We start from the raw sequence: 13529 nt of genomic DNA, 5'->3' as shown, positions 1-13529 counted from the left end.
GTCCAACGTCGCGGCGACGCCGCCTCGAGAATGCGCGCCTATTTCCCGGCCGGCGCGGCGGGCGCAGGCGCGGCGTCTTGTCCGGCCGCGGGCGCGGCGGCCGGCGGCGGGGCGGCGCCGCGCGCAGCCTCCAGCAGCGCCTTATAGGCCCCGGCGCGCTGGCGCATGGCGTGAGGCGCCTCCTGATCATTGAGGATGAGCTTGAAGACGCGCTCGGCCTCGTTGAAATCGCTGTCCTGCAGCGCGTCGAGCCCCAAGAGCTCCTGCGCCGTAAAGCGGAACGGCCCATTGGCGGTGACGAGCTCGCCGAGGCGATCCGCCATTTTCTGCCGCTCGCCCTGCTCGAGCAGAATGAGGCCGGCGCGCAGCTTGGCCACCTGCTGCGTGAGCTTGTCGACGCCCTTGTCCTCGGAGATGGCGTCGAAGGCGGCGACCGCCTTGGCCTTGTCGCTGTGCGCCAGCTCCTGCGCCGCGCGCAGCCGCGCCAGAGTGGCGTAGCCCCTAGGCGAATCCTTGGCGAGCGCCTCGAAGGCGGCGACGGCCTCGGCGCCCTTGCCTTGCGTCGCGAGCGCGGCCGCCGCGCTGAAGCGGACATTGGCGCCCTCGGCGGCCTTTATGCGATTGCTCTCGTAGAAACTATAGGCGCCCGTCGCCACCACGACCAGAAAAGCGCCGACGATCACCGGCGTCTGATAACGCTTCCAGAGGTTGGCCGCCTTGTCCCGGCGGATGTCTTCGTCGACCTCGTGGAAAATGTCGGACATGACCGCTCCTGTCGAGATTGGCGCCGGGGCGTTCCGGCGCGGAGGCCGCTGTTAGCATGGGCAGGCGCACAAGGCCAGTTCCCCCTGCGACGGCCGTTGCGGCGACGGGCTCGGCCGCGGCCGTGCAGCGGGCCGCCCCGGCCGCTCCGACCGATATGACGCGCCTTCGCCAGAGCGACGAGGACAGGGGCGAGAGGCCAGGGACGAAATAGGCGCGCCATCCGGTCCGATCGGATCGGATGGCGCGCTCATGAGATGCGCGTCACGCGCCGCCGGGCTCTCCGGTGAATTTCACGAGAATATCTTGGTCTCGCACCACATATTGGCAGGCGAGCCGATATTTGGGCGGAATATCGTCGACCACCGCGCGCGCGATCTCCTCGGCCGTGATCTTGCCCATGGATTTCAGTTGCGCTTTCTCCTTCTCGGTGAGCGTCGCGCCCATGGTCTTGTCGTCGAGCGGCGTCACCTCGATGAGGCAGGAGCCGCATTCGCCGTCTTTGCAATCATGTGGAATGGGAATCTTATTCGCCTCGGCGACGGCGAGTATCGTGTGCGTGTCGCCGGCGACCGCATAGACCGTCACATTTTTATGGAGAAGAGGGGTGGAGAAGGTGACGTCGGGCATGGCCGTCCTCCCTTGTTTTTATTATGCGCAAAGAAGCGTAGGCCGCGACTCGGCGAGCGTCAATCGATGATCACATGCGGCAAAAAGCGCGAGCGATCCGTCGTCACCAGCGAAGCATCCTCGCGCACGCCCATGCCCGCCGGCGCGCCGCCGACGAGCCAGCAGCCGAGCACGGGATAACGGCCACCGAAATTCGGCAGCAGACATAATTGCTGCAGCACGAAGCCTTCGGCGCCATAGCCGCCGTCCGTATGCGCGAGACGCGTCTCGCCGTCGAAGAGCGCCACATTGGCGCCCTCGCGCGAATAGAGCGGCTTGCGCGCATATCGCGTCAATGACGATGCGCGCGCGTCGTCCTCGAAAAAGCAGGGCAGAAGATTGGGATGACCGGGCGCCGCCTCCCACAGATAAGCGAGAAATCCCTTGCTCGAGGGAATGGCCTTCCACGGCGGCTCGACGAAACGCGTCGCCCCCATCGCCGCCGATTTGCCGAAAGCGTCGGCGAACATCCATTCCCAAGGATAGAGCTTGAACAATCGCTCGACGCGCCGTCCCGAGCGATCGACGAAAATCTCGCCGGAAAGGCCGATGTCGCGCATGTCGATGCGCGCCGTCCAGGAGCCCGCCTGCGCCGCGCAATCGGCGAGATAGGCGACATTGCCGCGATCCTCGACGCTCTGCGTCATGCAGGCGAAATGCACGGGAGCGCCGCCAGCGATCTCGCGCCAGCGCGCGATCAGGCGGTCATGCAGCGAATTGAACTGATCCGCTCCTTTCGGCAAATGGCCGCGCGCGATCATCTGCTCGAGCCAGAACCATTGCACGACCGCGGATTCGAACAGGCTCGTCGGCGTGTCGGCGTTATATTCGAGCAGCTTCGGCGGCCCCTCTCCGTCATAGGAGAAATCGAAACGCCCATAGAGCGAGGCGTCGCGGCGCGCATGGCTCTCGGCGATGAGGCTCCATGCGTGACGCGGAACGCGCAAGCGCTCCAGCGCCTGCTCGTCTCTCACCAAGCGCGCGACGACATCCTCGCAGAGCGCGGAAAGATCGGCGGTCGCGGTTTCGATATCCTCCTCGATCTCGCGCATCGAAAAGGCATAGCGCGCCGACTCGTCCCAATAGGGCTCGCCGTCGGCCTGCGCATATCGAAAGCCGATTTTCCGCGCCTCTTCGACGAAGTCCGGCCGCGGCGGCGAAGGCTCGCGCCTCATGAGCCGCCGCCGTGACCGCTGCTGACGAATCCGCCGAAATTGCCGAAACCGCCGAAGGCGACGGCATGGCCGGAGGACGCCGCGCCCAAATGTCCCGAACTCTCGCCCGAGGAAACGTGCGAGGACGAGGAGGACGAGCCGCTCGAATAGGAATGACCGCCGGAAGAGCCGCCATGGCTATGCGATCGGCGGCATTCCTCCTGCCGCTCCCGATCGCCTTCCTCGGCGCAATCGCGCCAATGGGAATTTTCGATCGCCGCATAGGTCCCGATCGACAACGAGCCGACGGCGATCGCCGCAATGGCGATCGTGCGCTTGCGGCTCCCGAAAGGTCCGTTCGCGCCGCCGGGGAGCCCCTCGGGCGCATGAGTGACGACGGGCGGCGCAAGCCCGCGGCGTCCGAATTCCTTGCGGGGCGGCTCGGCCATGGGCGCCTCTCAAGGGCTCATGCAGGCGGCGCTGAGCACGCCCGCCGAAATGGAGACGGCGCCGAGCCAGACCGCCGCGGCGATGGCGTTCTGCTCGATCGCCTGCGAGAGCCCCGGATGCGCGAGCCGCGCGAGAAGATAGGCGACGATCTGCGTGGCGAAGGCGACGAAGCCCCAGATGATGAATTCGAGCCCCGATTGCGTATTGTGCACGGCGCCGGCGAGCGCGATGGCGAAGCCGATGAGGCTGCCGCCGAAGGCGATGGCGGCGGAGGCGTTGTGCGCATTGACGATGAGGTCGAATTCGCAATGCGGCGTGAGCCGCGTGTAGACAACGCAGAAAGCCGCGCAATAAGCGATCGTCCCGAGAAAATAGGCGGCGAAGGACAGGAGGCCGGAGGCGAGGTCTGCTGGCAATGTAATCCTCTCGGAAATGTCTCGCCGCGAGGTTAGCAAAGCGAATGACCGAAAGATAGCCGCGCCGCGATGCGACGCTGCCTCACGAGCCGCCCGAATAGAAGCCGCCGCTCCCCCCGAATCCGCCGTAATGAGCGTGGAAGCCCGACCCGCCTGCACCGCTCCCGCCTCCGCCGCCACCTCCGCCGGCATCGCTGCCGCGCTCGCAATCGCGCCGCGGATCGGCAGAGCAGATTTGGCGATCGATGGTCTGCGCCAGCGTGAAAATTCCGATCGAGATCGCGCCGAGCGCGATCAGCGCGACGGCGAGTGGCCACGCCTGCTCCGACGCGAGATGCAGAGAATCGCCGACAGGCGTCTCCGGCCGCGGCGGCGGCGCCGGGCGCGGTCCGAGGCCGTGGCCATATTTCGCTATGCCTTCGCGTTCGATATGCAGCGATCGCTTGCGCGGGCTCTCCACGCGTCTCGGCCCCAGGCCGTGGCCGAAAGATTCGATGCTCGGCTCTTCCTCCGCCATGGCTCATCGACCGTGGGGGAAAGCGCCGCAAGGAAACGGCGCCGACGCAGCGACGCCGCCGATGACAACTCCCGAACGCAAAGTCGCGCCTTTCGAAAATAGATGCGCGAATATATCGGGAACCCGCGACGAAAGATAGCCGCGCGCCAGAATTGGCGACCACGGGCTCCTTCAAAACACCCCCGCCTCCAGCCCCGCGGCCATCGCCATTGCGAGCTCGCGGGCGGCATCGACGAATTCCTCCCGCCATTCCCCGCGCAAGATGAGCGGCTCCTGCACGCTGCGCCAGCGCAAGCCGGTCGCGACGCTCTCGACGCTGCGGCGCGCGCCGGCGCCGTCATTGCCGGCGCGGATATAGAGCGCGTAAGGGCGGCCCTGCGTGCGCTCGAGGCAGGGATAATAGCTGCGGTCGAAAAAATCCTTCAGCGCCCCGCTCATATAGCCGAGGTTTTCGGTCGTCCCCAGAATGATGGCGTCCGCCGCCAGCGCATCCTCGGGCGTCGCTTCGAGCGGCGCCCGGACGATCGTCTCCACGCCATCGATCTCGCGCGTCCCGGCCAGCGCGGCGTCGCGCAGAAGCCGCGTATTGCGCGAGGGCGCATGGGCGAGAATCAGAAGGCGCTTGCGGGACATTGGGCGGCGACGCTCTCCCGCGGCCGATGCGGCATGTGCGCCGGCGCACGATGCGGCCGCGCGGGAAATGATAGCGCTTCCAGCCGAAGTCGACGCCGGTTCGGCATTGGAAACGCGTCAAAACAAAAGAGTCTAGCGCATCCTGCGGACGCTGACGCGAGAAAAGCGAGCCGAGGCTCGCTCTTTTGAAACCACGCCCGAGCAGCCGTCCCGCTCTCGCCGGCGCGGCACGCGCAGGTTGCGCGGGAGGGCGCCGCCCTCCCGGCTTCGATCAGTTCAGCGTACGACCGCCGGCGGCCTTGCAGGCGTCCTCGGATTCGACGAAGGACCAGCCCTTGCCTTTGCAGGCGTTCATGCCCTTGCAGGCGTTCTTGGGGCTGTGGCAGTCGCTCTTGCCCTTGCAGGCGTTGGCGCCGATGCATTGCACCTTGCCGGGCGTCGCCGCCATGGCCGTCGTCACGGCGCCGGCGAGCGCGAGAGAGACCGCCGCTATGGCGAGAGCCGTTCCGTTGCGAATATTGTCTTTCATGTTTCCTCCCCGAGGGGCTGTCGGCCCCATTGGGCTTCGACCGCGCCTATCTGTCGTGAATCCGCCGCAGGGGCAAGGGCGCAGGCGCCCCGCCCGCGTGACTTTCGCGCCGCAAAATGGCAAAACTCGCCCCGCCTGCGGCGACGGGCCGCATTCGGAGCCTCTCATCCATGTCGATCCTCGAATCGGTCCGCAAATCGCTCGTCCCGATCCATCCGGAAGGCTATATTTTCATTGCCGCCTTCGCCATCGCCGCTCTGCTGCTGCACTGGATATCCTCGACGCTCGGCTGGGTGGGCTTCATCGCCACCGGCTGGTGCGTCTATTTCTTCCGCGATCCGCAGCGCCTCACGCCCTTGCGCGAGGGGCTCGTGGTGTCTCCGGCCGACGGCGTCGTCTGCTCCATCGGCTTCTTCCTGCCGCCGGCCGAGCTCGGCCTCGGCGCGGAGCCGATGCAGCGCGTCTCGATCTTCATGAGCGTCTTCGACGTGCATGTGAACCGCGCGCCCATCACCGGCCGCATCAGCAAAGTCGCCTATAAGCCCGGCATCTTCCTCAACGCCGATCTCGACAAGGCGAGCGAGGACAATGAGCGCAACGGCATCGTCATCGACGCGCCCTCCGGCCGCTATGGCGTGGTGCAGATCGCCGGCCTGGTGGCGCGGCGCATCGTCTGCTTCGTGCAGGACGGCCAGCCGATCGGCGTCGGCGACCGTTTCGGCCTCATCCGCTTCGGCTCGCGCGTCGACGTCTATATGCCGACCGCCGCCAAGCCCCGCGTCGCCGTGGGCTCGCGCGCCATCGCCGGCGAGACGATCCTCGCCGATGTGAACTCCACCGCCGCCCCTCTGAGCTTCAAGGCCGGCTGAGCCGTCGCCGCGACAAAGGCCACCCCAATGACCGAACCTTCGTCCTTCGACGCCGGCCCCGAGGGCCGGGACGCGCAATTGTCGCCCTCCGAACGGCGCCGCCTGCGCTTCCGCAACATTCCGATCCGCGTGGTGCTGCCCAATCTGGTGACGCTTCTGGCGCTCTCCATGGGCCTCACCGCCATACGCTACGCCACGGAAGGCAAGTTCGACACAGCCGTGACCGCCGTCATCGCCGCCGCCGTGCTGGACGGGCTCGACGGCCGCATCGCGCGCGCGCTCAAAGGCACGTCGCGCTTCGGCGCGGAGCTCGACTCGCTCGCCGATTTCGTCGATTTCGGCGTCGCGCCGGCGCTTCTGCTCTATCTCTGGTCGCTGCACGAGATCAAAGGGCTCGGCTGGTTCGCGGCGCTGGTCTTCGCCATCGCCTGCGCGCTGCGCCTCGCCCGCTTCAACGTCACCGTGGACGAGCCCGGCCGGCCCGCCTGGCATTCGGACTTCTTCGTCGGAATGCCAGCGCCGGCCGGCGCCGTGGCGGTTCTGCTGCCGCTCTATCTCCATCTCTCGGTCGCCGAGCTGCCCGGCTCAAAGGCGCTGGTTCCGCTCTTCATCGTCTATGTGCTGACCATCGCCTTTCTGATGGCGAGCCGCATTCCGCATTTCTCCGGCAAACGCATCGGCCGCATCCCGCGCGAATATGTCATTCTCGTGCTGTTCTGCGTCGGCGTCACGGCGCTGCTGCTCGCCATCTATCCGATGGAGACGCTGGTGCTGGCGAGCCTCGCCTATCTCGCCGCCATTCCCTTCGGCGTGAAGCGCTACAAGGAGCTGGAGCGGCAGGAGGCGGAGAAGGCGCAAGGCGCCTGACGCGGCTATTTTGCGAGGGCCTTCGCCCCCGCCACAGCGGCGACGACGCCGACAGTGACGAAAACGAGAGAGAGCTCCACGGTCTCGCCGAGGAACAGAGCGGCGAGACCGAGTCCGAGCAGCGGCTGGAGCAGCTGCAGCTGCCCGACGGCGGCGATGCCGCCCAGCGCCAGCCCGCGATACCAGAAGACGAAGCCGATCAACATGCTGAACAGCGCCACATAGGCGAGCGCGACCCAGGAGCGCGGCGGCGCGGCGAGCAGCCCCTCCGGCGCGCTGACGACGGTCCAGACGAGCATCGCCGGCAGCGAGAGCGCCAGCGCCCAGCAGATCACCCGCCAGCCGCCGAGCCGGCGCGACAGCAGCCCTCCTTCGGCATAGCCGAAGCCCGCGACGAAGATCGCGCCGAGCATCAGAAGGTCGCCCGAGGAGATCGCGCCGTCGCCCCGCCTCCAGGCGAAGCCGGCGACGAGCGCGCCGCCGGCGAGCGCGCAGAGCCAAAAGCCCGGCCGCGGCCGCTCGCCGCCGCGCAGCACGCCGAAAGCCGCCGTCGCCAAGGGCAGCAGCCCGACGAAGACGAGCGAATGGGCCGAGGTCATGCGCGTCAGCGCCAGCGCGCTGAGCAGCGGAAAACCGACCACCACGCCCAAAGCCACGCCGACGAGCGAGAGAAGCTCATTACGGCTCGGCCTGCTCTCACGGAAGAGGGCCAGCAGGCAGAGCGCGATCAGCCCGGCGATCGAAGCCCGCGCGCCCGTCAGAAACAAAGGATCGAAGCCCGCGACGGCGACGCGCGTCGCCGGCAGCGATCCGCTGAAAATCAACACCCCGAGCGCGCCGTTCAGCCAGCCCTCCGTCGTCCTATCCATATCGAAACATCCTTTCCTCATCGGCGAAGGATCGGACAGAACCCCTTGCTCGGCCAGAGACAGATGGATACAATTTTCGTAAACTGTTTCGACAGTATCCGTGAACTGTGCTGGGATGAAAGGCGATACGCTTGACCAAAACATCCTCGCCTCCCCGACGGATCGAGCTGGTGATGACGACGATCCGCGAGCGAATCGCGGCGCGCCAGCTGACGCCCGGCGCGCGCCTCCCCTCGGTGCGGCAAGCGGCGCGGTCGATGGGCGTCTCCGTCTCCACAGTGGTCGAGGCCTATGAGCGGCTCGCCGCCGAGGGCGTCATAAAATCCCGCCCCGGCTCCGGCTTTTATGTCTCAGCGCCGCTCGCGCCGCTGGCGCTGGGCAAGATCGGCCCGCGCCTCGATCGCGAGGTCGATCCGCTCTGGATGTCGCGTCAATCGCTGGAGGCCGGCGAGGGAATGCTCCGCCCCGGCTGCGGCTGGCTGCCGGCCGAATGGATGCCCGAGGCGGCGCTGCGCCGGGCGCTGAAAGCCGTGGCGCGGGGGAGCGCCGCCTCCCTCGCCGATTATTCCGAACCGCTCGGCCTCGCTCCGCTGCGCGGCTTCATCGCCCGCCGCCTCGGCGAGCGGGACATACCCGCCGCGCCCGATCAGATTCTGCTGACCGGCTCGGGAACGCAGGCGATCGACCTCGTCTGCCGCTTTCTGATCGAGCCCGGCGACACTGTGCTGATCGACGATCCCTGCTATTTCAATTTCCGCGCTCTGCTGCAGGCGCATCGCGCCGACATCGTCGGCGTGCCGATGACGCCGAACGGCCCCGATCTCGAGATTTTCGCGCAAAGCCTCGCGCAAAAGCGGCCACGCCTCTATCTCACCAATGCCGCCGTCCATAATCCGACCGGCGCCGCCATCTCCTCGACGACGGCGCATCGGCTGATGGCGCTCGCCGAGCCCGCCGGCCTCATCATCGTCGAGGACGATATTTTCGCCGATTTCGAAACCGCGCCGACCCCTCGCCTCGCCGCTTTCGACGGACTCCGCAACGTCATTCAGATCGGCAGCTTCTCCAAGACCCTCTCCGCCGCGGCGCGTTGCGGCTATATCGCCGCCCGCCCCGATTGGATCGAGCAGATCGCCGATATCGGCCTCGCCACGCAATTCGGCAGCCCGCGCCTCTCGGCCGAGATCGCGCTGGCGCTACTGAAAGACGGCGGCTATCGCCGCCATCTCGAGGCGCTGCGCGCGCGTCTCGCCGGGGCGAGGACGGCGACGATCCGCCGTCTCGAAGCGCTCGGGATCACGCCCTTCGTCGAGCCCAAGGCCGGCATGTTCGTCTGGGCGCGCCTGCCGGACGAGGCCGACGCCTCGCAGATCGCGCGGCTCTGCCTCGCGGAGGGAATCGTGCTCGCACCCGGCAACGCCTTCAGCCTCGGCCAGACGGCGCGCGATTATCTGCGCTTCAACGTCTCGCAATCGGAAGATCCGCGCATCTACGACTCCCTGGCGCGCGCGCTGCAGGCGAGCGCGCCGCCGATGCGGGCCGCCGGCTAGAGCAGGGCGTGCGACCATCTGGCGCTTGCCGTCCCGCCGCCGCCTGGACATAGTGGCGCGCGGCCGAAAATGCCGCCTTCCGACGCGCGAGCGTCGGGAAAAATAAACAAAGATCGGGAGGGGAGCGAAACAGCGCTTCGAACGGAGGCGATTTCGCTCTAGAACGTCGGCTCGAGAGGAGAGACAGCGCCTTAAAAAAGCGGCGCCGTCGCGGTTCGCGTCATGTTCATCAAAATACTCGGATCGGGCGCCGGCGGCGGCTTCCCGCAATGGAACTGCAATTGCGCCAATTGCCGCGCCGTGCGCGAGGGCAAGCCCGGCTTTTCGGCGCGCACGCAATCCTCGCTCGCGGTCAGCGCCAATGGCGTCGATTTCGTGCTGCTCAACGCCTCGCCGGATTTGCGCCAGCAGATTGCGCAGGCGCCGCAGCTCTCGCCCGGCCCGCAGGACGGATTGCGCGCGAGCCCGATCAAATCCGTCGTGCTGACCAATGGCGACGTGGACCATGTCGCCGGCCTCTTGAATCTTCGCGAGGCGCAGGCTTTCTCTATCTATTCCTCCGGGCGCATATTGAATGTGCTCGCCGGCAATCGCATCTTCGATATTCTCGTCCCCGAGCTGGTGACGCGCGTCGAATTTCCCTTCGACGAGGCGATCCCGCTGCGTGGAGCCGGCATCGATCTCGGCCTTGCGGTGAAGGCGTTTCCCGTGCATGGCAAGATCGCGCTCTGGCTCGAGGACAAGAGCGTCGCGGGTTTCGGCACGCAAGTTGGCGACACGCTCGGCGTCGAGATCATCGAGACGGCGACGGGCAAGAGCTGCTTCTATATTCCCGGCTGCGCGAACATCGACGAGCCGCTGAAGGAACGTCTGCGCGGCGCGAGCCTCGTCTTCTTCGATGGAACTTTGTTCCATGAGAATGAGATGATCGAGCAAGGATTGCTCGGCAAGACCGGCTCGCGCATGGGCCATGTCAATATGAGCGGCGAGGACGGCTCGATGAAAGCCTTCGAGGATCTGTCCGTCGCGCGCAAAATCTATGTGCACATCAACAACTCCAATCCGACGCTCGACGCCTCCTCCAAGGAGCGCGCCGTAGTGAATGCGGCCGGATGGGAGATCGGCGCGGACGGCATGGAGGTGACGCTATGAACGACTTCTCGACGGCCGAGTGGCACGACGCTCCTCCTTTGTCGAAGGAGGCGTTCGAAGCGGCGATCCGCGCCGTCGGCGAGGAGCGCTATCACGACAAGCATCCCTTCCATAAGATGCTGCATGGCGGAAAGCTGAACAAAGGCCAGGTGCAGGCCTGGGCGCTCAACCGCTATTGCTATCAAGAGGCGGTGCCGCGCAAGGACGCCGCCTTTATGAGCCGCGTGCACGACCGCGAATTGCGGCGTGAATGGATTCATCGCATCCACGATCACGACGGATTGGGCGAGGAAGGCGGCGGCATAGAGCGCTGGCTCGTGCTCACCGACGGGCTCGGCCTCCCGCGCGACTATGTCACCTCGCGCAAGGGCGCATTGCCGGCGACGAAATTCGCCGTCGAAGCCTATGTGCGCTTCGTCGTCGAGCAGCCACTGGTCATAGCGGTGGCGTCATCGCTGACGGAGCTGTTCGCGCCGGCGATCCATCGCGAGCGCATCGCGGGAATGCTCGAGAATTACGATTTCGTCGACGATTCCGTGATGGCCTATTTCAAGCGCCGCCTCGCCCAGGCGCCGCGCGACAGCGATTTCGCATTGTCGTATATTCTCCAGCACGCCTATACGCGGGCGGAGCAGGAGGCCTGCGTCGGCGCCGTGCGCTTCAAATGCGACGTGCTATGGGCGCAGCTCGACGCGCTCCATCAGGCCTATGTGACCGGCCTCATCCCGCCCGGCGCGTTCACGCCGCAGACGAAATAACCAGTTGGACCCCGGGATAGTCGAAAAAATTCAGAAGCGGCTCGACGATCTGCAAATCGCCGAACGAGTCGCGATTCCCTTGGCCGTGGAGAGCGGCAGCCGGGCTTGGGGCTTTCCCTCGCCCGACAGCGATTATGATTGCCGCTTCATCTATATTCGTCGCTCGGCGGATTATCTATCGCCTTGGCGCAAGCGCGATGTGATCGAAACGCCTCTCGACGAAATTTTCGACGTGAACGGATGGGACCTCGGAAAGGCCCTGCAACTTCTGCTCAAGGGCAACGCTGTCGTCATCGAATGGCTCACCTCGCCGATCGACTACCGCCGTGATCGGGAATTCGCCGATGCGTTTCTGACGCTCGCGCGCGAGACAGTCGATCGAGAGCGCATCGCCTATCATTACCTGCACCTCGGCGAACGCCATCGTCGCGCCTATTTCAGCGACGACAAGAATGTGCGTCGCAAAAAGCTATTCTACGCTCTGCGCCCGGCGGCCGCGCTCCGCTGGCTGCGCCTTTATCCGAATGAACGGATCGCGCCGATGCGATTCCAGGAGCTGATGGCGCAATGCGATCCGCCGGCTGAGGTTGCGGCCATTGTGGAGGCTCTGCTCGTGGAAAAGTCGCGATCGAGCGAGATGGGAACCGGCCCAGTCGACCCCGTGCTCGCAGCGTTTATCGACGCGGAATTCGCCTCCGCTCGAAACTCGCTGCGACCGACGGAACGCCGGATCGAACGCGAGGCGATCGAACGGGCCGAAGCCTTTTTCCTCGCGGCTCTACGCTGTCACGGTCCAGATGGGGTGATGTGAGGTTCGCTGCGAATATGTTAAAAGGATGCGCAAAAGGAACGCCATGACCGACGTCCGCACCCGCTGGCTGATAACCGCCGACTCTCGCCCGGCCTTCACGCGCTATTCACGCCTGCACGAGGATGTCGTGCGACAGCGCAAGGTGATCCTCGCGCCGGAACGCGCCTATGAGCTCGACCCGATCGGTCTCGCCGTGCTCGGCCATGTCGATGGCGTCGCCAGCGTCGCCGAGATTTCGCAGCGTCTCGCGCAGACCTATTCGGCGCCCGTCGAGGTGATCCAGACGGATGTGCTCGAGCTGCTTCAGGGCCTCGCCGACAAGCGCCTGCTGCGCGACGGGCCGGACGCGTTTTCGCCGCCTCCTCTCTCGCAGACGGCGAAATCCTATGCGCCTTTCGAGCGCGGCCCGGCGGGATTGCTCGCCGAGCTGACGCATCGCTGCCCGCTGCAATGCCCTTATTGCTCCAATCCGCTCGATCTCGAGCGCGCCAATACGGAGCTGACCTCCGGCGAATGGGGCGACGTGTTTCGGCAGGCCGCCTCCATCGGCGCGCTGCAATTGCATCTCTCGGGCGGCGAGCCGACCATTCGCCGCGATCTCGAGGAGATTCTCGCCCACGCCGTCGACGCCGGCCTCTACACAAATCTCGTGACCTCCGCCGTGCTGCTGACGCGCGAGCGTCTGGCGCATCTCGCCGAGATCGGCCTCGATCATGTGCAGGTCTCGGTGCAGGATGTGGTCCCCGAAAGCTCGGACCATATTTCCGGCTATGAGGGCGGCGTCGCCAAGAAGCGCGATGTCGCGCGCTGGGCGCGGGAATTGGGCCTCGGGCTCACCATCAATGCGCCGATCCATCGCCAGAACATCGACCATCTGCCGCAGATCATCGATTTCGCGGTGGAGGTCGGGGCGCAGCGGCTCGAGGTGGCGCATATTCAATATTACGCCTGGGCGGAGGTGAACCGCGCCGCGCTGATCCCGACGCGCGAGAAATTCCTCGCCACTGTCGGCATTGTGGAAGAGGCGAAGAAGCGCCTGCAGGGCGTGCTCAATTTCGATTTCGTGATCCACGACCATTACGCCTCGCGCCCCAAGGCCTGCACGGGCGGCTGGGGCCGCAGCATCATGGTGGTGACGCCCTCCGGCAAGGCGCTGCCCTGCCACGCCGCGCAGACGCTGCCGGGCCTCTCCTTCGATAATGTGCGCCAGCGCCCTCTCGGCGACATTTGGCGCAATGGCGCGGCCTTCGAGGCCTTCCGCGGCGAGGAATGGATGCAGGAGCCCTGCCGCAGCTGCGACAAGCGCGGGGTCGATTATGGCGGCTGCCGCTGCCAGGCGCTGGCCGTCACCGGCGATGCGGCGGCGACCGATCCGGCCTGCCATCGCTCGGCGCATCACGAGGAATTCGCCGCGCTCGGGCAGAACGAGTCGCTGCTGCCGGCGCCGGCTTTCGTCTATCGCCGGCTCGGCGGGGCCGACCGCAAGGAGAAGGCGCTGGACGAGCAGCCGGCCTGAGCGGCGT

General features: G+C 66.3%; 16 protein-coding genes. 7 read left to right on the top strand and 9 right to left on the bottom strand.

The genetic code is table 11. The annotated features are described in order from the left end of the window. Nucleotides 1–38: 38 nt before the first annotated feature. The 8 genes from KP010_RS17045 to KP010_RS17010 form a co-directional block, all read right to left on the bottom strand. Entirely contained in the window at nt 39–764 is a 726-nt protein-coding gene (locus tag KP010_RS17045) for a tetratricopeptide repeat protein (RefSeq protein ID WP_142862281.1), read from the bottom strand. A gap of 262 nt (nt 765–1026) precedes the next feature. Continuing rightward, complete coding sequence (locus KP010_RS17040; RefSeq protein ID WP_108916791.1) at nt 1027–1392, bottom strand: 2Fe-2S iron-sulfur cluster-binding protein; 366 nt, start codon at nt 1390–1392, stop codon at nt 1027–1029. A gap of 59 nt (nt 1393–1451) precedes the next feature. Continuing rightward, nucleotides 1452–2606 carry a glutathionylspermidine synthase family protein gene (locus KP010_RS17035; protein ID WP_142862280.1) on the bottom strand — a complete coding sequence of 385 codons (1155 nt, stop codon included), beginning with the start codon at nt 2604–2606 and terminating at the stop codon, nt 1452–1454. Further along, nucleotides 2603–3034 carry a hypothetical protein gene (locus tag KP010_RS17030; RefSeq protein WP_142862279.1) on the bottom strand — a complete coding sequence of 144 codons (432 nt, stop codon included), beginning with the start codon at nt 3032–3034 and terminating at the stop codon, nt 2603–2605. Before KP010_RS17030 ends, KP010_RS17035 begins: the two co-directional genes overlap by 4 nt. A 9-nt stretch (nt 3035–3043) precedes the next feature. Then, nucleotides 3044–3451, bottom strand: a complete 408-nt coding sequence (locus KP010_RS17025; RefSeq protein WP_108916794.1) for a DUF350 domain-containing protein — start codon at nt 3449–3451, stop codon at nt 3044–3046. Between the two features lie 82 nt (nt 3452–3533). Continuing rightward, complete coding sequence (locus tag KP010_RS17020) at nt 3534–3968, bottom strand: hypothetical protein (protein WP_108916795.1); 435 nt, start codon at nt 3966–3968, stop codon at nt 3534–3536. 171 nt (nt 3969–4139) lie between these two features. Beyond that, nucleotides 4140–4601: a flavodoxin family protein gene (locus KP010_RS17015; RefSeq protein WP_108916796.1), complete on the bottom strand. Its 462-nt coding sequence runs from the start codon at nt 4599–4601 to the stop codon at nt 4140–4142. Nucleotides 4602–4872: 271 nt separating this feature from the next. Then, nucleotides 4873–5130 (bottom strand): hypothetical protein, encoded by a 258-nt coding sequence (locus tag KP010_RS17010; RefSeq protein ID WP_142862278.1) that lies wholly within the window; start codon nt 5128–5130, stop codon nt 4873–4875. Between the two features lie 170 nt (nt 5131–5300). On the opposite strand from KP010_RS17010, the gene KP010_RS17005 reads away from it, so the two are divergent. Beyond that, nucleotides 5301–5999 (top strand): phosphatidylserine decarboxylase, encoded by a 699-nt coding sequence (locus tag KP010_RS17005; RefSeq protein ID WP_142862277.1) that lies wholly within the window; start codon nt 5301–5303, stop codon nt 5997–5999. 27 nt (nt 6000–6026) lie between these two features. Then, nucleotides 6027–6866, top strand: coding sequence for a CDP-diacylglycerol--serine O-phosphatidyltransferase (gene pssA, locus KP010_RS17000; protein WP_142862276.1), 840 nt, complete (start codon nt 6027–6029; stop codon nt 6864–6866). 5 nt (nt 6867–6871) lie between these two features. On the opposite strand, the gene KP010_RS16995 is transcribed toward pssA, so the two are convergent. After that, complete coding sequence (locus KP010_RS16995; protein WP_142862275.1) at nt 6872–7735, bottom strand: DMT family transporter; 864 nt, start codon at nt 7733–7735, stop codon at nt 6872–6874. Nucleotides 7736–7908: 173 nt separating this feature from the next. Between KP010_RS16995 and KP010_RS16990 the strand changes: the two genes are divergently transcribed. The 5 genes from KP010_RS16990 (at nt 7909) to pqqE (ending at nt 13522) form a co-directional block, all read left to right on the top strand. Beyond that, the gene (locus KP010_RS16990) at nt 7909–9285 is read left to right on the top strand and encodes a PLP-dependent aminotransferase family protein (RefSeq protein WP_142862328.1); all 1377 of its coding nucleotides are present in this window, start codon (nt 7909–7911) and stop codon (nt 9283–9285) included. Nucleotides 9286–9507: 222 nt separating this feature from the next. Continuing rightward, nucleotides 9508–10437, top strand: a complete 930-nt coding sequence (pqqB, locus tag KP010_RS16985; RefSeq protein WP_142862274.1) for a pyrroloquinoline quinone biosynthesis protein PqqB — start codon at nt 9508–9510, stop codon at nt 10435–10437. Beyond that, complete coding sequence (pqqC, locus tag KP010_RS16980; RefSeq protein WP_142862273.1) at nt 10434–11195, top strand: pyrroloquinoline-quinone synthase PqqC; 762 nt, start codon at nt 10434–10436, stop codon at nt 11193–11195. The genes pqqB and pqqC overlap by 4 nt, the downstream gene beginning before the upstream one ends. A 4-nt stretch (nt 11196–11199) precedes the next feature. Then, the gene (locus KP010_RS16975) at nt 11200–12006 is read left to right on the top strand and encodes a nucleotidyltransferase domain-containing protein (RefSeq protein WP_142862272.1); all 807 of its coding nucleotides are present in this window, start codon (nt 11200–11202) and stop codon (nt 12004–12006) included. Between the two features lie 43 nt (nt 12007–12049). Next, a complete protein-coding gene (pqqE, locus tag KP010_RS16970; protein WP_142862271.1) occupies nt 12050–13522 on the top strand; it encodes a pyrroloquinoline quinone biosynthesis protein PqqE in 1473 nt (490 codons plus the stop codon). Nucleotides 13523–13529 lie beyond the last annotated feature (7 nt).

Origin of the sequence: Methylosinus sp. KRF6 (assembly GCF_018887255.1) — a bacterium.
GTDB classification, from domain to species: domain Bacteria; phylum Pseudomonadota; class Alphaproteobacteria; order Rhizobiales; family Beijerinckiaceae; genus Methylosinus; species Methylosinus sporium.
The sequence above is the reverse complement of the archived record's forward strand: the minus strand, read 5'-3'. Positions and strand labels throughout refer to the sequence as shown.

What these genes read in the sequence shown, in the direction of transcription:
- KP010_RS16990 (WP_142862328.1), top strand. Translation starts at nt 7,909, where the DNA reads ATGACGACGATCCGCGAGCGAATCGCGGCGCGCCAGCTGACGCCCGGC.
- pssA (WP_142862276.1), top strand. Translation starts at nt 6,027, where the DNA reads ATGACCGAACCTTCGTCCTTCGACGCCGGCCCCGAGGGCCGGGACGCG.
- KP010_RS17015 (WP_108916796.1), bottom strand. Translation starts at nt 4,601, where the DNA reads ATGTCCCGCAAGCGCCTTCTGATTCTCGCCCATGCGCCCTCGCGCAAT.
- pqqB (WP_142862274.1), top strand. Translation starts at nt 9,508, where the DNA reads ATGTTCATCAAAATACTCGGATCGGGCGCCGGCGGCGGCTTCCCGCAA.
- KP010_RS17045 (WP_142862281.1), bottom strand. Translation starts at nt 764, where the DNA reads ATGTCCGACATTTTCCACGAGGTCGACGAAGACATCCGCCGGGACAAG.
- KP010_RS17030 (WP_142862279.1), bottom strand. Translation starts at nt 3,034, where the DNA reads ATGGCCGAGCCGCCCCGCAAGGAATTCGGACGCCGCGGGCTTGCGCCG.
- pqqE (WP_142862271.1), top strand. Translation starts at nt 12,050, where the DNA reads ATGACCGACGTCCGCACCCGCTGGCTGATAACCGCCGACTCTCGCCCG.
- KP010_RS17005 (WP_142862277.1), top strand. Translation starts at nt 5,301, where the DNA reads ATGTCGATCCTCGAATCGGTCCGCAAATCGCTCGTCCCGATCCATCCG.
- pqqC (WP_142862273.1), top strand. Translation starts at nt 10,434, where the DNA reads ATGAACGACTTCTCGACGGCCGAGTGGCACGACGCTCCTCCTTTGTCG.
- KP010_RS16995 (WP_142862275.1), bottom strand. Translation starts at nt 7,735, where the DNA reads ATGGATAGGACGACGGAGGGCTGGCTGAACGGCGCGCTCGGGGTGTTG.
- KP010_RS17020 (WP_108916795.1), bottom strand. Translation starts at nt 3,968, where the DNA reads ATGGCGGAGGAAGAGCCGAGCATCGAATCTTTCGGCCACGGCCTGGGG.
- KP010_RS17010 (WP_142862278.1), bottom strand. Translation starts at nt 5,130, where the DNA reads ATGAAAGACAATATTCGCAACGGAACGGCTCTCGCCATAGCGGCGGTC.
- KP010_RS17040 (WP_108916791.1), bottom strand. Translation starts at nt 1,392, where the DNA reads ATGCCCGACGTCACCTTCTCCACCCCTCTTCTCCATAAAAATGTGACG.
- KP010_RS17035 (WP_142862280.1), bottom strand. Translation starts at nt 2,606, where the DNA reads ATGAGGCGCGAGCCTTCGCCGCCGCGGCCGGACTTCGTCGAAGAGGCG.